Origin of the sequence: Geomicrobium sediminis, assembly GCF_016908595.1 — a bacterium.
GTDB lineage: Bacteria > Bacillota > Bacilli > Bacillales > Marinococcaceae > Geomicrobium_A > Geomicrobium_A sediminis.
The window spans coordinates 133,073-155,119 of record NZ_JAFBEC010000007.1; the positions used below are offsets into that span (position 1 = coordinate 133,073).

At 43.2% G+C, this 22,047-nt stretch carries 22 protein-coding genes; 1 reads left to right on the top strand and 21 read right to left on the bottom strand.

Translation table 11 applies throughout. The features are described from left to right. Positions 1-15 precede the first annotated feature (15 nt). The 10 genes from JOD17_RS12580 to JOD17_RS12625 all read right to left on the bottom strand — a co-directional run bounded on the left by JOD17_RS12580 (position 16) and on the right by JOD17_RS12625 (position 10,756). The gene (locus JOD17_RS12580; protein WP_204698182.1) at positions 16-1,332 is read right to left on the bottom strand and encodes an amidohydrolase; all 1,317 of its coding nucleotides are present in this window, start codon (positions 1,330-1,332) and stop codon (positions 16-18) included. A gap of 13 nt (positions 1,333-1,345) precedes the next feature. Beyond that, the gene (gene dinG, locus JOD17_RS12585) at positions 1,346-4,123 is read right to left on the bottom strand and encodes an ATP-dependent DNA helicase DinG (protein WP_204698185.1); all 2,778 of its coding nucleotides are present in this window, start codon (positions 4,121-4,123) and stop codon (positions 1,346-1,348) included. A 15-nt stretch (positions 4,124-4,138) separates the two neighbouring features. Further along, positions 4,139-4,987, bottom strand: a complete 849-nt coding sequence (panC, locus tag JOD17_RS12590; RefSeq protein WP_204698187.1) for a pantoate--beta-alanine ligase — start codon at positions 4,985-4,987, stop codon at positions 4,139-4,141. Next, entirely contained in the window at positions 4,984-5,808 is an 825-nt protein-coding gene (gene panB / locus JOD17_RS12595; protein WP_204698189.1) for a 3-methyl-2-oxobutanoate hydroxymethyltransferase, read from the bottom strand. Before panB ends, panC begins: the two co-directional genes overlap by 4 nt. Before the next feature lie 201 nt (positions 5,809-6,009). Continuing rightward, the gene (locus tag JOD17_RS12600) at positions 6,010-6,972 is read right to left on the bottom strand and encodes a biotin--[acetyl-CoA-carboxylase] ligase (protein WP_204698190.1); all 963 of its coding nucleotides are present in this window, start codon (positions 6,970-6,972) and stop codon (positions 6,010-6,012) included. Continuing rightward, positions 6,953-8,080 (bottom strand): hypothetical protein, encoded by a 1,128-nt coding sequence (locus JOD17_RS12605; protein WP_204698192.1) that lies wholly within the window; start codon positions 8,078-8,080, stop codon positions 6,953-6,955. Before JOD17_RS12605 ends, JOD17_RS12600 begins: the two co-directional genes overlap by 20 nt. After that, positions 8,077-9,210 (bottom strand): N-acetyl-alpha-D-glucosaminyl L-malate synthase BshA, encoded by a 1,134-nt coding sequence (gene bshA, locus JOD17_RS12610; protein ID WP_204698194.1) that lies wholly within the window; start codon positions 9,208-9,210, stop codon positions 8,077-8,079. Before bshA ends, JOD17_RS12605 begins: the two co-directional genes overlap by 4 nt. Beyond that, positions 9,210-9,617, bottom strand: a complete 408-nt coding sequence (gene mgsA, locus JOD17_RS12615; protein WP_169962782.1) for a methylglyoxal synthase — start codon at positions 9,615-9,617, stop codon at positions 9,210-9,212. The genes bshA and mgsA overlap by 1 nt, the downstream gene beginning before the upstream one ends. A 12-nt stretch (positions 9,618-9,629) precedes the next feature. Further along, positions 9,630-10,412 (bottom strand): 4-hydroxy-tetrahydrodipicolinate reductase, encoded by a 783-nt coding sequence (dapB, locus tag JOD17_RS12620; protein WP_204698197.1) that lies wholly within the window; start codon positions 10,410-10,412, stop codon positions 9,630-9,632. Next, positions 10,412-10,756 (bottom strand): nucleotide pyrophosphohydrolase, encoded by a 345-nt coding sequence (locus JOD17_RS12625; RefSeq protein WP_042413864.1) that lies wholly within the window; start codon positions 10,754-10,756, stop codon positions 10,412-10,414. The genes dapB and JOD17_RS12625 overlap by 1 nt, the downstream gene beginning before the upstream one ends. 119 nt (positions 10,757-10,875) lie before the next feature. Here JOD17_RS12625 and JOD17_RS12630 point away from each other — a divergent pair, with 119 nt between their 5' ends. Then, positions 10,876-11,733: a YitT family protein gene (locus JOD17_RS12630; RefSeq protein ID WP_204698348.1), complete on the top strand. Its 858-nt coding sequence runs from the start codon at positions 10,876-10,878 to the stop codon at positions 11,731-11,733. Between the two features lie 38 nt (positions 11,734-11,771). On the opposite strand, the gene JOD17_RS12635 is transcribed toward JOD17_RS12630, so the two are convergent. The 11 genes from JOD17_RS12635 to hisC form a co-directional block, all read right to left on the bottom strand. Continuing rightward, positions 11,772-12,446 (bottom strand): zinc metallopeptidase, encoded by a 675-nt coding sequence (locus tag JOD17_RS12635; protein ID WP_204698349.1) that lies wholly within the window; start codon positions 12,444-12,446, stop codon positions 11,772-11,774. Between the two features lie 75 nt (positions 12,447-12,521). Continuing rightward, a complete protein-coding gene (locus JOD17_RS12640) occupies positions 12,522-13,310 on the bottom strand; it encodes a sporulation protein YpjB (RefSeq protein WP_204698199.1) in 789 nt (262 codons plus the stop codon). A gap of 66 nt (positions 13,311-13,376) precedes the next feature. Then, positions 13,377-13,979, bottom strand: coding sequence for a DUF1405 domain-containing protein (locus tag JOD17_RS12645; protein ID WP_476702225.1), 603 nt, complete (start codon positions 13,977-13,979; stop codon positions 13,377-13,379). Positions 13,980-14,056: 77 nt separating this feature from the next. Then, positions 14,057-14,923 (bottom strand): menaquinol-cytochrome c reductase cytochrome b/c subunit, encoded by an 867-nt coding sequence (locus JOD17_RS12650; protein ID WP_204698203.1) that lies wholly within the window; start codon positions 14,921-14,923, stop codon positions 14,057-14,059. Between the two features lie 46 nt (positions 14,924-14,969). Next, positions 14,970-15,641, bottom strand: coding sequence for a menaquinol-cytochrome c reductase cytochrome b subunit (qcrB, locus tag JOD17_RS12655; RefSeq protein ID WP_042413858.1), 672 nt, complete (start codon positions 15,639-15,641; stop codon positions 14,970-14,972). A 14-nt stretch (positions 15,642-15,655) separates the two neighbouring features. Then, on the bottom strand, positions 15,656-16,102 hold the full coding sequence (locus JOD17_RS12660) for a QcrA and Rieske domain-containing protein (protein WP_042414309.1): 447 nt from the start codon (positions 16,100-16,102) through the stop codon (positions 15,656-15,658). Positions 16,103-16,351: 249 nt separating this feature from the next. Beyond that, the gene (locus JOD17_RS12665; protein WP_204698206.1) at positions 16,352-16,822 is read right to left on the bottom strand and encodes a YpiF family protein; all 471 of its coding nucleotides are present in this window, start codon (positions 16,820-16,822) and stop codon (positions 16,352-16,354) included. Position 16,823: 1 nt separating this feature from the next. Continuing rightward, positions 16,824-18,092 (bottom strand): tetratricopeptide repeat protein, encoded by a 1,269-nt coding sequence (locus JOD17_RS12670; RefSeq protein ID WP_204698209.1) that lies wholly within the window; start codon positions 18,090-18,092, stop codon positions 16,824-16,826. A 382-nt stretch (positions 18,093-18,474) separates the two neighbouring features. Next, positions 18,475-19,767 (bottom strand): 3-phosphoshikimate 1-carboxyvinyltransferase, encoded by a 1,293-nt coding sequence (aroA, locus tag JOD17_RS12675; RefSeq protein WP_204698210.1) that lies wholly within the window; start codon positions 19,765-19,767, stop codon positions 18,475-18,477. Between the two features lie 12 nt (positions 19,768-19,779). Further along, positions 19,780-20,889 (bottom strand): prephenate dehydrogenase, encoded by a 1,110-nt coding sequence (locus JOD17_RS12680; RefSeq protein ID WP_204698212.1) that lies wholly within the window; start codon positions 20,887-20,889, stop codon positions 19,780-19,782. A 51-nt stretch (positions 20,890-20,940) separates the two neighbouring features. Next, positions 20,941-22,023 (bottom strand): histidinol-phosphate transaminase, encoded by a 1,083-nt coding sequence (hisC, locus tag JOD17_RS12685; protein ID WP_204698351.1) that lies wholly within the window; start codon positions 22,021-22,023, stop codon positions 20,941-20,943. Positions 22,024-22,047 lie beyond the last annotated feature (24 nt).

Below are 22,047 nucleotides of genomic sequence, written 5' to 3' on the forward strand. Positions count from 1 at the left end.
CAAAGTTCCTCCCAATCACACATGGATTCCTAAAAGCTCCTGTTGGGCACGATTTGCTTCAAACAACAACTTCTCTTCATCTAAAGTTACGATCACTCGGTTTTGCATGACGGCTTGACCGTTCACATACACGTCAGTTACGTCGTTTTTGTTGGCTGCATACACAACGGTCCCAACTCGGTTGCGGTACGGTTGAAGGTGCGGGGCAGATACGTCCAGCAAAATAAAGTCTGCATCGTAACCTTCTTTAATTAAACCGCTCTTATGAAAGCCGATACTTTTGTTACCATTCACAGTCGCCATCTTAAACGCATCATCCGCGGTGATTGCTTCTGCTCGTTTTGACGTACCTTTATGAAGCATTGCTGCTTGTCGCATTTCAGTAAACACATCGAGTGTATTGTTTGACGCTGCACTGTCTGTACCTAAACTAACGACAATGCCCTGATCTACCATTTTTTCAACCGGTGCAATCCCCGAACCGAGCTTTAAGTTACTTTGTGGATTGTGTGAGACGTTTACGCTTGCCTCATGCATTTGTTCAAGTTCATCATCGGTAACATGAACAGAATGAACGAGCAATGAACCTTTGCCGATTATTTCTTCAGCGAGCAAATGCTCCACTGGTCGTTTTCCAAATTGCTGCACGTGTTCCTTAACTTCTTTTTCCGTCTCTGCGATATGAATTTGGACATCTAGTTGCTCTCTCTCAGCAACGTCTCGTACTCGATATAAAAACGACAGAGAATTCGTGTACGTAGCATGTGGAAATAATGCACCCCGCAGTCGCCCTGTTGAATCATCATTCATCGCTTTAGCAAATTCAGACGCTTGCTGTAATTTCTGTTCGTTTTCTTGTTCGTTACTAAAAGCAGTGATCATCCCTCGTGTAAGCTGTGCTTTTAAGCCACTTGCAACCGCTAATTCATGTGCATCTTCTCTTGCTAGATGATACATATCTGAAAAAGCGGTTGTCCCTGAGCGAATGCTTTCGATTAACGACAAGCCAATGCCTGCACGAGCCATCTCTCTCGTCATTTTCCCTTCAAGCGGCCAAATGACTTCTTTTAACCAACGATCGAGTGGCAGGTCATCACTCACGCCTCGCAAAATCGACATTGGCATATGCATGTGCGTATTAACGAGACCCGGCATGAGCAACTTGCCTTCGTAATTATGCACGACGTCCTGTTCTAAATGAGATGAACTCGCTACAAAAGGTGCGTCACTCACTTCAGTGATTGTTCCATTGCTGATTTTAATATGCCCACACGTAATTGTTCGTTCATGATCAAGAATGGCGACGTTATTTATAATAGTTCGTTGTTGCATACGAGCCCTCTCCTTACTCCTCAAAAAAATCACTCGTAATCGACAAAATTTCGTCTGTGGAAGTATACGTATGTGGAATTTCTGGTAATGAACGTATGAAACTATTGCCATACCTTGCTTCTACTAACCGCTTATCGAGTACATAGACGAGTCCGCGATCGTCTTTCGTACGAATTAGTCGACCAAATCCTTGCTTAAAGCGCAAAACGGCCTTAGGGATGGCGAGCTTTTGGAATGAGTTTTCATTTCGCATCGTTAGTTCATTTGCTTTTGCTTGATACACTGGATCATTTGGGGGTGTAAACGGAAGTCGTACGATAATTAATGCACGAACATCTTCTCCCGGTAAGTCAATACCTTCCCAAAACGTACTCGTACCAAACAAAATCGCCCGTTCATACTTGCGGAAGTTTTTCACAAGTCGTGTTCGTTGTTCTCCTTTAACCCCTTGTGCAAGCAACGCATAATTCAAATCTTCAAGTTGCGGTTTCACTCGATTGTACGTTTTCTTCAACATGTCATATGACGTAAATAAGACGAGCATCTTTCCATTCACATGGGATGTTAGCATACTAATGAACTCTGAAAGTGCATCAATGTATTCCTCTTCTTGCTTAATATCAGGGAAATCACTCGGAACGAGCAACTGTGCTTGCTTCGCATAAGAAAATGGTGATTCTACTTTTAATTCATTCACATTTTCTTTTGGTAACCCTAACGTGTTTTTAATAAACGAGAACGAATCTTTCACTGTGAGTGTTGCAGAGGTCATAATGACACTTTTCACTTCATCAAAAAAGTACGATTGCATGCTACTCGCAATGGAAATTGGACGGCGATACAACGTTAATCGATCAAACGCATTCGTTTTACCTGCCTCCATCCAATACACGTGCTCTTCCACTTCATGAACGAGCAATTGCCTTACTGTTTCATTTTCATCGGTAAAGTCATCAATTAACTGACTGACCTTTCGCCATAACGTAGATTCTTCTGGGTGCTGGTCTTCAAGTTGAGCAATGCAATTCAACCACTCTTTTTGCAGCGTATCAATCATATAACTGATTCGTTCAACAACCTCCATGACAAACTTACCTTCATACTGCGATGGTCGGTAATGAATTGTTCCTGACGGTTTTTTGTTGGCGATGTTTTGCAATGTTTGGAACAACTGTAGCCATTCGCTTTGCAAATGATAGAGCTCTTGTTTTCGATTTCTAACCCATTCCACATCATACCGATTTATTGACTTCTCTTTTAGAGAACGTTCGATTTCAAACAACAGACCTTCAGAATCTTGCAGTCCAAAGCGACTAATTAAGCGAACGAGTTGTTGGTAGCTGCTTTCATACCCTAAATACTTCCCGGCGGTGTCTTCCATTTGATGCGCCTCATCAAAGATGACCGTTTCGTATTTCGGTAAAATGCCACTTGAAGAAAATCGATCGGTAAATAAAAGCGAATGGTTCGTAATGATAAGTTGCGCGTGTTTTGCGCGTTCTTTAGCACGATGATAATAACAACGGTTGTAGTAAGAACAGCCCGCATGTGAACACGTATAAGAATCACTCTTAAGCTCTTCCCAAAGCGTATAACCACCACTAGGTAAGTTCAATTCCTCAATGTCACCGTCAATCGTTTCAACGAGCCAGACAAGCAATTGCGCTGCAAATAAATGTTCATCATACGATGATGGCATTCGATCTAGAAAGTGCTCGAACTTCTGCAAACATAAATAATGGCTTCGACCTTTAAGAATTGCGACATTAATGTCTTCATTTAACGCTTCGTTTAACTTAATAATCTCACGGTCTACAATTTGTTGTTGGAGTGCAATCGTTTCAGTCGCAATGACCGTCGGACGATTTGCTTCAAGGCTTTTCATGAGTGCAGGGTACAAATACGCAAGCGTTTTTCCTGTACCAGTTGCCGCTTCACATAGGAGATGTTCCTCATTATTCATTGCCTTCCAAACCGCTGTACTCATTGTGCTTTGTCCAGCACGCTCTTCGTAATTCGTCGTCGTTTTACTGAGCAATCCTTCCTCACCAAAAAAAAGAGCCGCATCAAATGATTGTGCCGATGCTGCCTGAGTCGATTCACTATGTTGTTGACGTTTTCTAATCGCAAAACCTCGGTAAATCTCAACATCGTTTGGTAGTGATCGGTCGGCCTGTTCAAAATTGTACACATCGATTTCATGAATAATTCGGTGCAAGCCATTGCACATCTGTTCTGTATAAGGCTTCATTCGATGAACCGTCTCTCTCGGCAATGCCGAGAGCTTAGTAAACATCTCGATCAGCAACTTTGCCGTAACATAAGCATCGCTTCCTGCACGGTGTGGTTGCTCGTGGCTAAACTCGAAAATATCGGATAGCGTTTGAAGACGATAGCTTTCAAACGTTGGATACAACATTCTAGCCATCTCTACTGTATCTAACAGTTCCCCTTCGAATTGGGCGTAGCCGGCACGATCTAATTCTGCATTAATAAACGATAAGTCAAAGTCAACATGATGTGCGACAAAACAAGCCCCATCAAGTGCTTGTAGTATTCTTGGCGCAATTTCATCAAACGTAGGGGCATTCTCTACATCTTCTTCAGAGATTCCGGTTAGTTGTTCAATAAACAATGGAATGTCTCGATTTGGATTCACAAAAGAAGAAAACGAATCGACAATTTCCAATCCTTCAATGACCGTCATGCCGACTTCTATGACTCGATCACTTGTTGTTGGACGGTTTCCCGTCGTTTCTACGTCTATGACGACATAACGGTCACCTTTCATAACTTCCTCCTGAAACTACGACATTGTAAATATGATGTTATCAATCAATCTCGCACGTTCATATTGAACTGCCGCTGCTAACAAATAACGATTTCCCTCTTCTAATGAATGAACAGTTTCTAAGTTCGGAAACGTTACGAGCTCTACGTATTCAATTGATGCGAGACTATCTTCTAGTTGATCGATGGCTTTTTTTGTAATGAGCTGTGCGTTGGACGTATGCGCGGTTTCATTAACGCCTGACGTTAGCGCCTTATAAAGAATTGGCGCATCGATCCGTTCTCGCTCATTTAAATGAACATTACGCGAAGACAACGCAAGTCCGTCATCGTCTCTTACAGTGTTAACACCAACAATTGTCGTTTGTATATGAAAATCTTGAACCATCTTTTTTATAATTGCGAGCTGTTGAGCATCTTTTTTTCCAAAGTAAGCGGCATCAGGTGCAACGAGTTGAAGAAACTTCATGACGACCGTTGCCATTCCATCAAAATGACCGACACGTTTGCTGCCACAAAGTTGGTCTCCTAGTGGCGATGTGTTCATCGTAATCATTTGCTTTTCTTTGTATAAATCCTGAACGCCTGGTAACCAGACAACGTCTGCTCCCTCTCTTTGCAACAGCTTAAGGTCTTGATCTTCTGTACGTGGATACGAATCAAAATCTTCATTTGCTCCAAATTGTAACGGGTTTATAAAGATCGTCACAACAACTCGTGCGTGGTGCTGCTTCGCTTCTCTGATGAGGGTTAAATGTCCTTCATGAAGCGCTCCCATCGTCGGAACGAGGGCAAACGTTCCGGGTTGGTCTTGAAGCACCTGTTGTTCTTTCTTCCACTCGGACTGCGTACGACATATGATCATACGCTTGTGCTCCGTTCTTTCTTCACATCTTTAAACGTATACCGTTCATCTGGGAACAACTCACGCTTTACATCGTCGCGGTATTGTTCCACGGCCTGCAACATCACGTCGTGGACATTTGCATACGTTTTAGCGAATTTCGGAATGTACCCTGTCGTTAAGCCAACAAGGTCATGAAAGACGAGAACTTGACCGTCTGCTTTGCCAGCACCAATTCCGATGACCGGAATTGCTAAAATGTCTTTAAGCTCTTTCGTTAATGATTCTGGGATGCATTCAACAACGAGGGCAAACGCACCTGAAGCTTCAATGCGTTTCGCATCTTCAATTAACTTTGTTCGCTCTTGTTCTCCACGACCTTGAACTTTAAATCCACCTAACACTGTGCTAGATTGTGGTGTTAATCCGAGATGCCCCATAACCGCAATCCCACCACTCGTTAGTCGCTCAATGCTGTCTAAAATAAGTCCTGTGCAACCTTCGAGCTTAACTGCATGCGCGCCACCGGTTTGGACGAGCGTTGTTGCATTAGTTACCGTATCTTCAATGGAACGATGGTACGTCATAAACGGCAAATCGCCCACGATAAAGGTCTGCTTTGCTCCTCTTGCTACGGCTTTCGTATGAAGTAGCATATCGTCGAGTGTCACCGGCTGTGTCCCTTGATGACCGTGCACGACCATACCGAGAGAATCCCCGACTAAAATCAGATCAATCGCTGCATCTTCTACGATTTTAGCTGTCGGTGCATCATAAGCTGTAACCATCGTAATCATTTCTTGATTCCGTTTCATTTTTAAAAAGTCTACGGTCTGTTTCAAATCATCATCTCCTCCAATAAAATGTGGAGGGACCGCGACTCTGTATATGTGTTTTTATTGTGAGTAACATGTGATCCCTCCGTCCCTGTCTTTTCAGATCAAGGCGAATTAGTACTCAAGCAAAGCGTTCTTCCTTTCGAATACGACTCCATATGGATATCGTCTCTACAGACTTAGTATAGCAAAATTCCATGTATAGCACTAATGTAAATCTCCACTATACACGAGGTGTACGTCACCGTTTTCATCTTGCAACTTTAAGACACCTTCATCGGTAATGCCGACCATCGTACCGACTTGTTCTCGATTAACATTTTTCACGGTTACACGTTTTTGATAAAGATGTGCTCGCTCTTCCCATTCCGTTTTCATTGATGCGAATCCAACAGATAGCCAGCGTTCGTACTCATTCTCAAACGTGATGAGTAATTGTTGCAAAACGTCACGACGGTTGTACGTTCTATTTGTCTCAATAGAAAGTGATGTTGCTTTCTCGCTTAAATCGTTCTCTTCGATGCTCTGTTTAGACTCATTCACATTCATGCCAATTCCAATGACCATCATCTCAACACAGTTCGCTTCTGCTTGTACTTCTGTTAAAATTCCAGCGATCTTTTTACCATTCAAATAAATGTCATTTGGCCATTTAATACTCACTTGTTCGCCTGTAACCGCCTCTACCGTTTTTGCAACAGCGATGCTTGCAACGAGTGTCATTTGCGGAGCAAGCTGCAATGAAATATCCGGTTTAACAAGTGTCGAGAACATAATATTTTGACCCATTTCTGTTTGCCATGGGCGGTTTAAACGTCCTCGTCCGTTTGTTTGCTGTTCACAGACGGCAATCGTTCCGTGCGCGGCTTTGTTACGGTGTAAATCTTTAATGATACGTTGCGTACTATCAACGACTTTCTCATAATGCACAGATTGACCAAATGCTTTTGATGTAAGACCTGAGCGAATTTCAGCTTCATTTAGCGCATCTGGTCTGGAAATTAAGCGATAGCCCTTTCTTGAGACAGCTTCAATGACGTAGCCTTCTTTTCGAAGCTCTTCAATTTGCTTCCAAACTGCCGTGCGACTTACGTGCAACTGTTCACTCATCTGTTGACCCGACACAAAGGTTGTTTCTCCATTTAATACATCAAGTAATTGACGTTTCATCGTATAGCTCCCTTGCTTTATGGAGTAGTAGTTTCTTGTCATTAACGATTTCCTTGTTGATCACGAACACAGCGAGCGTATGTAACAGACGTTGAATCCAAGGACCAGGCTTAACATGTAACTCATCAATCATTTGTGTTGGTGTGATTGCAAGGTCACGTAGCGACTGAATCGGTAACTGATTAAAACGCTTCACCAATTCCTTATGCCTTGACCTACCTTCAGCTGTGATTGCTTGATGGACATTTTCAGCAGAAAGGTGGTTCGCAAGGCCTTCGTAAAATAGCTCAACATCTGTGGGCATTCGTTCTACTCTTCTGTTTACTACTTGAAGCAATTGACTTACTTTTTTGTGATATCCTTTACCGTAACCCCAGGCCTTATATGGAAAAACCACTTCCTCAAAGCCTAGAAGCTGATGTACTACGAGCCAGCGTTCCATTTGAGAAAGTGGGTTGTTAAGATCTACAGTAGCAACCTCTAGCTTAGAACATGAGGCAAATGCAGGTAGAATTTGTTCCTCACATAATTGTTCAAAAATGGTGAGCCAACTGTCGCTCATAATGGCACGCTCTACTTCTTTGCCAATACGTTCGTTTGCCACTTGTTGAACCGATGTCTTCGCACCGTCAATTTCTTGTCTTATTGTTGTTCGTGTTAGATCGTATTCGACAGAAAAACGAATGGCACGCAACACTCTTAACGGATCTTCACGAAGACTCGTCGGTCTGACCGTTTGCAATTGTCCCTTTTCTAAAGCGGCTCTACCGTGAAAAGGATCAATAACAACTCCATTCGCATCAAGAGCACACGCATTCATCGTAAAATCTCGAGCCGACAAGTTATCGTAAAGCCGACTGTTAAGAGCGGATACTTCAAACACACCATACGGTGAGTTAATTGTTACGAGCGGTTGGTTCGTATCAATGTAGGTGGCGTGTTTCACTCGTGCACGAAGCTTATCTAACGGTTCTGTCGTCACAAAGTCAAAATCTGCACTCTCTTTTTGAAGGAACAGATCGCGAACGGCGCCACCAACAAGATACACCTCAACATGCGCGGTTAACAATTGTTCAAAACCATACTGGATGGCACGTGATACGATCATGGCAAATGCAACATCCGTTCATATAACCGCTCATATTCTGGCACGATCGATTGCTTACCAAATCGTTTGAGTGCTCGATGTTGACTTTGTTCTCGGTATTGTTCATGGACCGAAGCATCTAAGAGAATATCAAGCGTCGCCTCAGCAGCTTTTTCATAATCATAAACAGGAACAACGCGACCCGTTACGCCGTCTTCAATGACTTCTTGAATCCCACCAATATTTGACCCGACAACTGGGACGCCAACAGCCATCGCCTCAAGTGCTGCTAGACCGAAACTTTCTTTTTCGGATAATAACATTTTCACATCGCCCATTGATAACAACTGAAACACTTGCATCTGGTTTCCAAGAAAGAAAACGCGTTCCGATAAACCGAGCTGTTGTACAAGCTTCTCCATCGTATTCCGCTCAGGTCCATCCCCGATAAAGTACAAGCGACTTGGAATATGACCTTGGACGATTTGGAATGCACGAATTACATCTTCGACCCGCTTTACGCCTCGAAAATTACTCATATGTACGATTACTTTTTCGTCTTGCTGTATCCCGAACTTCTGACGGATGCTTTGGCGGTCAATGTCTTGAATTTCTTTCTCATCAACGAAGTTATACACCGTTTCAATTTCTTTTGTCACATCGAGCTGTTCTTTCGTTTGTTTGGACAGAAACTTCGAAACTGCCGTCACACAATCTGAACGTTCGATCCCGAGTTGAATGATGTTTGCAAGCGAAGGATCTTCACCGAGAACGGTAATGTCGGTACCATGCAACGTTGTCATCACTTTTATATCGCCTTTTAACATGTCTTTTGCAAGCGCTGCTGACACAGCATGAGGAACGGCATAATGAACGTGCAATAAATCAAGCTCGTGTTTTTTAGCAACTTCAGCCATTTTACTTGCGAGCGTTAAATCATATGGCGGATAACGAAACACTTGGTACTGATTAACGACAACTTCATGAAAAAATATATTCGGATGCACTTCTTGCAGTCGAAAGGGCAAGCTAGATGTAATAAAATGAATTTCATGACCACGCTCAGCAAGTGAGATACCTAGTTCGGTTGCAACAACTCCAGACCCACCTACTGAGGGATAACATGTAATCCCAATTTTTAGCGGCTCCATTACTCTACGTTTCCTTGGCGTACTTCTTTTGAAAGGAGCTTCCCTTTTTGTAAGCCGTACACGAGAATTTCTGCGGTGCCCATGTTCGTTGCAACCGGTACGTGATGAACGTCGCATAATCGGATAAGCGCTGTAATGTCTGGTTCATGTGGTTGTGCGGTGAGTGGATCACGAAAAAACAACACAAGGTCCAATTGATCGGTTGCAACGAGTGCACCGAGTTGTTGGTCGCCACCGAGTGGGCCGGACTGGACACATTGGATTGAAAGACCAGTCGCCTCAATAATGCGGCGACCTGTCGTCCCTGTTGCGTACAACGTGTGGCCATCAAAAACGTCTCGATAAGCGACTGCAAAGTTTACTAGGTCATCTTTTTTCTTGTCGTGAGCAATCAGTGCGATGTTCATCCTATAACCCCTCTAGTCGATGATATTTTCTAAACCGTAAATTAACGTAGATGACTTCATGACTGTCTCTACAGCTAACTTCACTCCAGGCATAAAAGAATCACGGTTCATGGAATCGTGACGAATCGTTAATGTCTCTCCATGCCCACCGAAAATCACTTCTTGGTGGGCAACTGAACCTGGTAGGCGAACGCTATGAATGCGCATGCCTGCAACATCGCCACCCCGAGCTCCTGGCAACGTTTCCGTTTCATTTGGGTGTCCTTGTACTTTCTCATTACGCACATCTGAAATCAGTGTCGCCGTTTTTAGTGCAGTCCCGGACGGTGCATCAAGCTTATTGTCATGGTGGCGTTCAATAATCTCTACGTCACTGTAGAACTTCGCAGCAATTTGCGAGAACTTCATCATCAGTACAGCACCTAATGCGAAATTCGGAACGATCATAGCACCTAATTGTTTATCTTCTGTAAGGTTTCGTAGCTGGTCAATCTCATCATCGGTAAAACCGGTTGTGCCGATGACTGGACGAATGCTATGTTCAATCGCTAGCTTCAAATGTTCTTTCGCTGTTTCCGGTGTTGTTAAGTCAATGAGAACGTCTGCTTGATGCACAGAGAAACATTCCGTTGCATCAGTATAAACCGGAATTCCTTCTTGCAAGCCACTTTCTTCTGCTGATTTGCGATCAAGGTAAGCGATCGTTTCAAACGCCTCAGTCGCTGCAATCATTCTTCGTGCAGCCATTCCCATTTGACCTCTTGGTCCTGCAAGAATCACTTTTACTGTTGCCATTATTCATTCCCACTTTCATCAATTCTCGTCCAGCGATCACGATCTCGTGTTGCAAATTTATTCATGACGGTATCAAAACTCTCGGTTAAGTCAATGTCTAGAGAGTTTGCAAAGCAAATAAGGACAAAGAGTAAATCTCCTAGTTCTTCTTCTACTTTTTTGTCGTCTTCTTCCACTTTTTTAGGTTTTTCACCATAAGAATGATTCACTTCTCTCGCAAGCTCTCCTACTTCCTCTGTCATTCGAGCAAGCATGGCAAGTGGGGAAAAGTAACCTTCTTTAAATTGGCCGATGTATTGATCCACTTCTTGTTGCATCGTTTGCATATCTTTTTTAGTCATCATTACGTCAACTCCTTTGCCTCAATACTTGATGGTATTTGATACCATGTCTAATTTCAACTATAATGTGGAAGTTATCATTATCTAGATCAAAAGGAGGAGTGGGCGTGTCTTATTGGTTAATGCATGCGAAACGCATTTTCTTTATTCTTCTCGGATGTGCGCTCGTTTCCTTCGGACTTGTCTATTTTAACATGGAAAACAGCTTAGCTGATGGCGGTTTTACAGGGATTACGCTAATTCTCTATTTTGTTTGGTCAATTGACCCTGCCATTTCAAACATCGTTTTGAATATCCCTATGTTTATTTTAGGCTACCGCATACTCGGGCGTACCTTGTTCGTCTACACAATTATTGGAACTCTTGGTATTTCATTATTTCTATGGATTTTTCAAGAATTCCCTGTTATTTACTTACCACTACAAGATGACTTAGCACTCGCAGCGCTTTTCTCGGGTGTGTTTATCGGTACTGGACTTGGCATCGTGTTTCGGGTCGGCGGAACGACTGGTGGTGCCGATATTATTGCCAAACTCGGATTTAAATACTTTGGCTTAAGTATGGGACGTACACTGTTTATGGTCGACGCGATCGTAATCGCCAGTTCACTCGTTTACTTAGACTATCGTCAAGCGATGTACACACTCGTTGCCGTGTTTGTTGCTGCAAGAGTGATTGATTTCATTCAACAAGGTGCCTATTCAGGTAAAGCAGCCTTTATTATTTCTGAGAACACAGGCGCAATTGCTGATGCCATTCTTATGGAAATGGACCGAGGGGCAACAATTTTAACTGGACGTGGTTCATTTACAGGTAAAGAAAAAGAAGTGCTTTACTGTGTTATTGCACGAAATGAAACGGTTCGTTTAAAAAATCTCGTTGAAAAAACAGACCCCCACGCATTTATTACAATATCTAACGTGCAAGATGTGATGGGTGAAGGATTTACACTTGATGACAAAAAGCAGCCATTGCCTTAAAAGAAGAGCCCAATCTATTGAGATTGGGCTCTTTCTACTTAATCATTGTTTGCCATCACATACATTAGAATGAAACGAACGAGTTCTAAGACCGCAACGAGTGCACCTGCAACGTACGTTAATGCTGCGGCATTTAAAACTTTCTTCGAGCTTTTCTCCTCATCATTTCGGATGATTCCACTAGCAACCATCTGTCCCATTGCCCGGTTCGATGCATCGAACTCTACTGGCAAAGTGACTAGTTGGAAGACAACTGCTGCCGCCATGAAAATAATCCCGGCTAAGAGCAATTGAGACATCCCTAGAAGCATACCTGCAATGATGAAAATAAACGAGAAATTCGAGCCAAAACTTGCAAACGGTACGAGTCTAGAACGAAGACGCATAAAACTGTAGTCTTGTGCATCTTGAATAACGTGTCCCACTTCGTGTGCCGCTACGGCATTTCCAGCAATCGATGTACCGTAATAGTTGTCTTCAGATAAACGAACCGCTTTCTTTGACGGGTCGTAATGGTCGGTTAACTTGCCTTTAACAGGCTCTACAGTGACATCATAGATCCCGTTATCTTGCATAATTTTCTGTGCGACTTGAGCACCTGTCATGCCCGAGCTGCTCTGTTTTTGAGAGAATTTATTAAACGTTGATTTCACTCGCATTTGCGCATAGATTGGAATGATTAAAATCAAACCAAAATAAATTAAAAATGCCATAGGACTGAACATGTTTGCACCTCCACACTTCCTTATTAACTAGTTTACAAAACCTAGTCGTTGATCGTCAACAAATCAGCCTCGTTCACGATCTTTTTGGCCTTTGTACTTTCTTACGCCAACATACGTAAGAGATGCAACGATTGCTGAACCGACCATAATAATAACACTAATTAATGAAGGGTCATTTTCTTTTTCTTCCATGTTGTACAATCGTGTAATTTCAAAGACGAGCGCCTTGAAAAAAGGCTCCGCTTCATCCCCTTCCACGAGGCGGTGTCTGTGGTCAGTCATAAACTGTAACAATGATCGCAATTCTTCTTGTTCTGAAGGCGTTTTCCTTAGCATCATGGCAGCTTGGACTTTATGAAATTCTAACGTCCATTCATTCCACAAACGTTGAAACAATACCGAATCATCGCGCTCTACCGCTTTTCGCACGTCTTCAAGTTGTCCGAGCAGATCATCTCGTGTTTCTAACCACTTCGGCTCTCCTGGGTGAATGACGGCATCGATTAAGTAAAAGAACCGATGTGCTTCGCGTACCCGTTCTTCATGAGGCAAGCTTGTACTCGTCAATGCTTGGTCCATTCTCTCATAGCTTGTCACTAGAATGCTCAGATCATGTATGTCTAAAGAGACCGCACTATAGTCTGCATCCGTTATCGGCTTTGACATTTCCTTTAAGGTCTTTCGAGCTTGCTCATACTGCTTTTCAGTAACGTCTCGCAAGACGTCTTCGGCTTGGACGTGTAGATGCACCCACTCCTCACGATCATTTTCTGCCGCAATGGTCGCATCTGTTGTCATCGCAAAGCTTAGTAAGAACAACGCACCAAATAGAAACATTATCCTTCTATGCACTGCAAAGCCCCCTCTCTTGTCCCATTACAAAATCCTATGTAGAAAAGGACAAGAGTAGACCTGCATTCATGATCGAGGCAACTTCAAATGATAACGATCACTGCGAATATTAAACCAGTAGACGATAAATACACCGAGTAAACCTAACCAAAATGTGAAATACCCAATCACATCGATGTGTGGCATAAGTACACTATGGACGCCAGGGTGCATACCAAACACGTAATCAATAATATCGTTGTGTACCGTCCATACAGCAGCTACAATTAAATGCCACGGTTTAATCCGATAATACGGTAAAAACAACAGAGCTTGTATCGCCATTCCCGCGTGTGATGCGATGAGCATGTAATTCTGCCACGTAAGTGTTGCGCCCATCGCACCTGCACCCACATTCATAAACACAGCCCAAATTCCGTATTTAAAAAGTGTAACAGCCGCAAGCGCCTCTAATAAGCCTGAGTTTTTACGCAGCAATAACGCCGCTAAAACTGCTGTAAAAAACAGACTAGCAGTCGGGCTATCTGGTACAAACGGTATGAAGATCGTTGGTGTGACGAGCAATTGACTTTCATACCAAACAAAGCCATATAACGTTCCGAGCGCATTAATAATAAACAACGCCCATAATCCGAACGGGTGACCTACGACATGAATTAATGTGCGAATCATATTTACGGCCTCACTTTACTAACATAATGCAGAAAGAGCTGACATACATGTCAGCTCTTTCTTAGTAGATCGGCTTAAGCGTCTGCTTCTTCGTCTTCTTCAGCATCCTCGCCGTTTTCTTCTTCTGCACCTTCTTCAGATTCTTCATCATCTGTTTCAGTGCCTTCTTCTGAACTTCCTTGTTCAAGTACGTACTCTGCAAGAATCAATAATTCTTCTTCAGAACCGTCTTCAAGGTCGTAAATCGGTGGCATTTCACCAATACCTTCAACTGCAATTTGTGCAATACCTTCAGCATCGTAGCCGAGGTCATAAAGGTCTGGTCCCATGGCTGTACCTTCCATGTTATCACCGTGACACGAAATACAGGATTCTTCTACGTACATATCATACCCTTGATGACTCATATCGATCTCTCGTACGTCGTCATCGATTGATGCAGCGCCACCCCATTCGTGTTGGTCGCCTGCTTCCCAAGTTAAGTATGCTACAGACATGAAACCAAGGAGCATCATCCCTGTTGCAATTGGACGCTTAGAAAGACGTCGCTCTGGTCCTTTATCAAGCCAAGGTGCTAATAGTAACGCACCAAACGCAAGACCAGGAATGACAACAGTTCCGAGGATCGTTAAGTTACCAGCTGCTGCAGGATACTTTAAGAGTTGGTATAGAAATAAGAAGAACCAGTCCGGAACAGGAATATAACCAGTCGCATTCGGATCGGCAGGCTGCTCAAGCGGAGCCGGGTGGGCAACCGTTAAGCAGAGAAAGCCGATAAGGAATACAGCACCGACGAGCCATTCTTTCAATAAGTAGTTCGGAAAGAATGCCTCAGTTTTGCCGGGGTACTCCGAATAATCTTTAGGCGTATTATTCATCCGATGTTCGCGAGCAGGAATTCTCGAGTCTCCGACAAACTTCATACCTTTACCGCGTTTCATCTGTTCCCCTCCTTTGATGTTAATTGAGGGGCAATCTCACTAATTCCTATAGTGGACCGGAGATGCCCTGTCTACGAATCATAATAAAGTGAACAGCTATTAATCCAAGTAAAGCCCCTGGCAAGAAGAATACGTGAATCGCAAAGAATCGTGTTAACGTTTGCGCACCGATTACTTCTCCACCGGCAATTAATGTTTCTAGCGTATCCCCGACAACGGGAACGCTGGCGACAATTTCTAGCGTTACTTGAGTTGCGAAATAAGCTTTCATATCCCAAGGCAGTAAGTACCCTGTTAAACCTAATGCTAAAATCACGAAAAAGATAAGTACACCGACAACCCAGTTAATTTCTCTAGGTTTCTTGTATGAGCCGGTAAAGAAAACACGTAAAGTATGCAGGAACATCATGACAATAACGACGCTGGCACCCCAGTGGTGCATCCCGCGAACGATCATACCAAATGCTACTTCACTCTGTAAGTATTCTACCGACGCGTGTGCATTAACAATGTCCGGAACGTAATACATTGTAAGGAACATTCCGGAAAGAATTTGAATAACGACAGTAAAAAACGTCAAGCCACCAAAGCAGTAGACAAACGCCGAGAAATGATGTCCCGGGTTTACATGCTCAGGCACTTCATGATCGGCGATGTCACGCCAAATTGGCGTAATATCGATACGGTCGTCGATCCAATCGTAGATACGTTGTAACATCCTTCGTGCCCCTCCTACTGTTGTGGTTGTGGCCGCCCAACATAAATTACGCCATCACGAATTTCGGTATCATAACGATGCAGCGGCTCTGTTGGCGGCGTGCCTGGCACATTCGTTCCGTCGATCTCAAACCGTCCGAAGTGGCACGGGCAGAAAAATTGATCTGGATTGTTCTCATCGCCACCAAAGTTAACTGTACAACCAAGGTGTGTACAAGTTGGAGACAACGCAACAACTTCATCGCCGCTCAAATATGCCCAAACCGTGTCTTCCATTGTTTGTGTAACCCAGCCATCTTCAACTTCATACGTTAAAGAAAAGGCTTGTGGCTCTTCTGTTAGATCGGAAAGCGCTGTTAACTCATTCATGTCACCGGCAGCATCGGCTTGCAGAATTGGATCTACCGCAAAACGAACCATAGGCATTACCATTGCAGCACCCATGAAACCGCCTACACCCATGAGCGTATACGTTAGAAATTGACGTCTTGATACGTTGTGATTTTTCTCACTCACTTAAGTTCCCCCCCTACGTTGCAAAATCAATGCAAATTTTGCACTGCGCAAGAGCTGATCAAGGGTAGTTGTGAAACCATTCACGCGTAAAACCATGACTCGCTCTCTTTCCATTTACAAGACTAAGACATATACATGATAGCGTAGGCGTTTTGGACATGTCAATCTTTTCACAAAGCTATTTTGATAAATATATTAAAGACTGTCCTCTTTACGCCATTCTGCCATCACATCTGGAAGTAATTGCTGCATTTGGTCACGAATTGTTTTACTACGATAATTCGGGTCCAAGTGCTCAATTGGCAAATGCGGAATCCATAACAATAAGCCTGGAACTTGGTTTTCTAGTTGCTTTAATGCAGGGTCACTCGTCATCCAGATCACATGGTTTTTGCCATCTTTTTTGAAAGCATCCGCCCACACGCCTAAGCGTTCCCCAATCTCTGTTACTGATTCACTAGACAAATACATAAGTGGAGGCAGTTGCATGAGCCTTCCTCTAAATTGCTTTTCCATTTCCATTGTTACGAGAGAAATGTATTCTCCCATGGCAACCTTCTGTCTTAAGTCATCGTCTAATGCTACAGGTAACAACGGCACGAGCATCGTATCAACATAGGCTTTTGACTGTTGATACGTATCGATATCACTCGTTTGAAAACGCATCTTACCACTCCTCTTCTTGCAACGAATGTACGTACATTCTTAGTTGTTGATTATCTTCTTGTAAAGCTAATGCACGTTTAAAAGCAGTCATTGCTTCTTCACGTTTACCATTTTCAAGTAACAAGTACCCGTACTCTTCCATCGCTAGTCCATCAGAAGAAAGGTATTCTTGTACTTGTTCAAACAAAAGCAGCGCACCTTCTACATCATCATCAAGTTGCTTTGCTTTTCCTTCGTAATATAAAAACAGCGGATCTTCTTCTCCACTCGTTTTCAAACGATCAAGCAAAGTCATAATTTCATCGGCATCTTCTTGTTCATAATACAGTTCTAAAAGTTGCGAAGCCGCTTTATGGTTCGCTGGATTTAAATCAAGCACACGTAAAAAGGCACGTGTCGCCTCATCGGTTGCACCTGTTGTTTGGTTTAGATGTCCTTGTTTTAGATACAACTGTTCATTTTCTTCGTCTTGAACGAGACCTGCTCGTGTAAGCTCTAATGCCTTGTCAGCGTTCCCTTCTTGCTCATACGCTTCAATTAACGGAACGTAAAGACTCGTAAAGGCAGGGTCCTTCGCTCGGAGCGCTTCTAACTGTTCAATGGCAGTCTCCGTCATTCCTGCTTGAAGGGCAGTGAAGCCATAGCCGAACAACGCTCTCGGCTCAGCACGTTCATCAACCGCATCTTCGTAGTAATTGAGAGCAGTCTCCCATTCTCCTGTATTGCTGTAACTTTCTGCTAGCAACAAGTTCATGTTCGCTTCCTCAGAGGAAAATCCATGTTCAATCGCTTGCTTCAAATACGGAATTGCCTTCTGGTAGCTCCCTTGTTCAACATAGTAACTTCCGATACCTGCAAGTAGAACCGGCTCTTTTGGAGCAACTTCCATCGCTTTGAACAGCTTTTGTTCAGCTACTTCTTCTAGCCCTTGCAATTGATACAAGTCTGCAAGTAACATTTGTGCTTCTACATAAGCGTGGTCTCTTTGGTCAATGTTCTCTAGACTCGTAATTGCCGTCTCTTCTTCATCAAGATCAATCGCAGCCTCTGCTTTTAACGTAAGTAAGCTTCCTTCATTCGGAAACTTCACGAGTAATTCATCAATGATTGTCATGCTTTTTTCGGCATGTCCAAGTTCTTGATAAATCGCGGCTACTTGAAACTGTGTATCGTCATCTTCATGATTTTCAAGCGCGTTAAGAATCGTTAGTCCTCTCTCAACATCGCCTTCTTCAATGAGTTGTACAGCTTCCATTAGCTGCTCTTGCATACAACCCCTCCATTACCGATCTAAATTCCTTCTTAATTATAGCAAAAACCGACGAACAATGGCTACGTTTGAACGTTACAAGGAAGTGAACAATTGGTCATTGTTCCATATTTTTTGCTATAAGTAAAATGATAATGAGCATCGTAGCAAAACTTGTTCACTAAATCAAAAAAACAACAAAAAAAAAGCCCGAACCATAAAGCGTAAACGCTTACAATTCGGGCCGAGCAAAATAGCGCTCTAGATTATGGATAGGAGTGGAGAGAAACCATACGCTAACTATTAGTATACGCAACTTCTTAAAAAGGTCAAGGGGTTTTCAGAAAAATTATTATTTTATTTTTTAAAGCCTTCCACACATGTTGTGTGAAAGGCTTTTATTCTAGCGTGACAAGTCTTTAAGCATATCAAAAAAGTTCGGGTAAGAAACAGCAACTGCCTCTTTTCGCAAGATTGTCGTTTCTCCTTCTGCAATGAGGTTAGCAATCGCAAACGCCATCCCGATTCGGTGATCACCAAATGAATCCACCGTAGCTGCATAAAGAGGCGTTGGGCCGTTGATGACCATGCCATCATTCGTAGACGTAATATCTGCACCCATTTTCACAAGTTGGTCGACAACCGTATCAATACGGTTCGTTTCTTTGTATTTCAGCTCTTCTGCATCTTTAATAACCGTTTTGCCTTCTGCTTGTGTTGCAAGCACAGCAAGTACAGGAATTTCGTCAATCAAACGCGGGATCAGTTCCCCATCAATTGTCGTAGCGTTTAACTTCTTATATTGTATCGTCAAATCCGCGACAGGTTCGCCGCTCTGTTCACGTTCATTGGATACCGTCAATTGAGCACCCATCTTTTTAAGTACATCAAGAATACCTGCTCGCGTCGGGTTAATTCCCACATTTTGAATCTTCACTTCGCTGTTAGGAACAATTGCTGTCGCAACGAGCGGAAATGCCGCTGAAGAAATGTCTCCTGGGACGTTCACAACTCCGCCCCCTTGAAGTGATTGACCACCCTCAATTGAGACACCTGTCTCTGTTATGAGTAAGTTTACACCAAAGGCTTGTAACATACGTTCAGTATGGTCTCGCGAACGATGGGGCTCAAGCACGGTTGTGACCCCTTTTGCCTGAAGGCCAGCTAACAAAATACTACTTTTCACTTGGGCACTCGCAACCGGTGACGTATGCGTAATGCCTGTTAAGTTTCCTCCTCGTACAGAAAGGGGCGTTAAGTTCGCCTCATCACGTCCATCAATCGTCGCGCCCATCGACCTTAAAGGCTTTGTGACACGCTTCATCGGCCGCTTCGCAATCGATTCATCTCCGATAACAGTTTGGTAAAAGGAAAGGCCTGAGAGAATGCCTAGCATTAAACGAATCGTCGTACCTGAATTTCCTACGTCAAGCACTTCACTTGGCTCTTTTAGCCCATCAATCCCTTTTCCGTGAACGATAATTTCATCACCAACGTGCTCAATCCGAACGCCGAGTTGTCTAAAACAACGAATCGTACTTAAACAATCTTCTCCCATTAAAAAACCACGAATCGTTGTCGTTCCTTTTGCAATACTTCCAAACATCACGGCGCGATGTGAAATCGACTTATCACCAGGAACAGTAATCGTACCGCTTAAGCTTCTCACATCGGTTTGATTTTGTTCTACACTCACTCGTCTCAACTCCTATTCGCCAACGTATGTCGTAAATTTATGACTTTGCAAACACGCTTCTGCACGCGATCGTTCTTCAACCGAGCGAAATGACAATCGTAAAACACCCATAATGTCTTCTCTCGCTTCAATAATTCGGATGTTCGTAATGCTAATCTCACATTCTGCTAAATAACCGGTAACGTCAGAGATGACACCGGGGTGGTCAGGAACGTCAACATATAAGTCATTTAACGTTGGGATCGCGCCCGCCTTCTTCACCGGCAGCCCATCGCGGTGACGCTTTGCATCGGCAAAGAATGCGTGCAGACCATTAGCATCCGCAGCTTTAATCAGCTCGGTTACACGCTCCATATCGTCTCGCCAATCTTCCATCATCGTTTGCAATACGTCCTTGTTGTGTAATAAAATGTCTCGCCACATAATTGGGTTTGCAGAAGCAATACGGGTAATATCTTTAAACCCACCTGCTGCTAAGTTCGTAATCATCGGGTGCTCTTCTTCTAATCCTTTTAATTGGTGCACGAGAGCTGATGCAACGATATGTGGCAAGTGACTAACACTTCCCGCCATCACATCATGACTTTTTGCGTCCATTGTCACAAACTTCGCATTTGAACCTTCTAATAGCTGTTTTAAGTGCTCGGTTGCTTTCTCACTCTCTTGATTTTCAGGTGGAACAAGAACATAAAATGCATTTTCGAACAAATCTGCTCTAGAACCGTGAACACCACTTTTATGAGAACCTGCCATCGGGTGTCCACCGATAAAGACAACCCCTCGCTCAACCAACTTCTCTGCGGCTTTTATAACCGTTAACTTCGTACTACCAACGTCAGTAATAACGACGTTGTCTTTAAGTTCGACATCGAGTAATTGAGTACTGATGATCTCAACGGTTTTTGATACAGGCGTTGCGATGACGATTGTATCTGCAACTTCTGCTGCCTCTTTAATTGATGTCGATTGCTCATCAATGACATCTAGCAACTTCGCATGTTCTAATGTTCGTTCATCCAAATCAACACCGATCACTTTATGCTGTTGATTGCTTTTTTTAATGGCTTGTGCAATGGACCCTCCAATTAGCCCCATCCCAATAACCACGACTGTTTGACTCAAAGTGATTAACTCCTTAATTGCCCTACGTAAACGTAGGGCATCTTGATTGGTTTATACGATAACGTCCTCAAAGGCTGAAATAAACTGATCATTCTCCTCTTTCGTTCCAAGAGAAACACGAATGCACGAAGGAAAACCGAGCGGCACTCCAGAACGAATGATAATCCCTTTTTGCATGAGTGCTTGAAAAACGTCATTGCCGTTCTTTTTCAGGTCCACGAGTAAAAAGTTCGTTTGACTCGGGAACACGTAATACCCTTTGTCTTCAAAAAACGTTCGAAGTCGATCCCGTTCAACTTTGTTCTTCTCAAAACATGATTGAACAAACGCTTGATCAGAAAGCGCACGAATAGCTGCTTCTTGAGCAAATGTTGTCGTATTGAACGGAGGACGAATCGGTTCAACTTGACGAATAAAGTCTGCTTGACCGACAGCAAATCCAAGTCGAAGGTTCGCTAATCCATACATTTTAGAAAACGTACGTAAGAGCAGTAAGTTCGAAAAGCGATCAAGTAGTGGAAGCGTACTTGGATAATCAGACGCTTCTACATACTCTAAATAAGCTTCATCACTTACGACAAGTACATTCTCTGGAACGCGCTCTAAAAAGCTAACGAACTCCTCATCGTTTATGTAGTTTCCTGTCGGGTTATTCGGATTACACACCCACACAATTCGTGTCTCTTCGTTAATTGCAGCGAGCATCCGCTCCAAATCGTGATCGCCTTCTGCTGTTACTGGTACTTCAATCACTTCAGAGCCTTCAACCGTCGCATTGTGTTTATATTGTGAAAATGAAGGCGTTGCCATGACACTATTCGTCCCAGGTCCAAGCATTGCACGGCATAAAAATAAAATGACTTCATCAGATCCTGCACCGAACAGCAGTTGATCCTCATCTACTTGTAAATGCTCAGAAACCGCTTTACGAATCGTCGCTGCATGTCCGTCTGGATAAATTTGCGTCATTTTTGGCGCTGCCAAAAACTCAGAAACTTTCTCTGAAACTCCGTAAGGATTTTCATTGGATGCGAGCTTAATGACTTCAGTTAAACCATATTGCTCTTTTACAGCTTCAATTGGTCTTCCTGGCTCATAAGGCGTCAATTCATTCATTGATTGCTTTAATGTAATCTTCAACGGTTCATCACCTTCCAC